At 47.8% G+C, this 508-nt stretch carries 1 protein-coding gene; it reads right to left on the bottom strand.

The features are described from left to right. Nucleotides 1-15: 15 nt before the first annotated feature. Nucleotides 16-508: SPFH domain-containing protein (locus MY520_RS27980; protein ID WP_436695962.1), on the bottom strand; the 493-nt coding region annotated here is incomplete at its 5' end.

The raw sequence follows: 508 nt of genomic DNA, 5'->3' as shown, positions 1-508 counted from the left end.
TAAAGATAAATTCAGTTATTTTGCAGTATTGATTACTGGCTGCGTGCCGCGTTCACTAATAATTGCTACCATTATATTGTTAATGACCTGCAAACGCTGCTCATCAGTTAGATTTAAATCCGTTTCTTTGGCCAGCCGCTCCATGGCATCTTCTGTGATCGAAACGGCGCCTTCAACGATAATCTTACGTGCTGACAGAATCGCCGCGGATTGTTGTCTTTGCAGCATCGCACTGGCAATTTCCGTGGCATATGCCAAGTGCGTCAGCCGCGTTTCCAAAATCTGCACGCCAGCCACGTTAAGCCGTTCCTGCAGTTCTTGTGTCAAGCGGTCGGAAACTTCAGTCGGATTCCCACGCAGCGTCAGCTTATCCTGCTCATCAAACGTGTCGTACGGATATTCGCTGGCAACGTGACGCACGGCAGACTCGCTTTGAATCTCAACGAATTCCTCATAGTCATCAACATTGAACAGAGCCTGCGCCGTATCAACAACTTTAAAGACCACT

The sequence above is a fragment of the Geodermatophilus sp. CPCC 205506 genome, from assembly GCF_051383635.1.
Lineage (GTDB): Bacteria > Actinomycetota > Actinomycetes > Mycobacteriales > Geodermatophilaceae > Geodermatophilus.
Note: the sequence above shows the minus strand (reverse complement) of the source record. Positions and strands in the feature narration are given on the sequence as shown.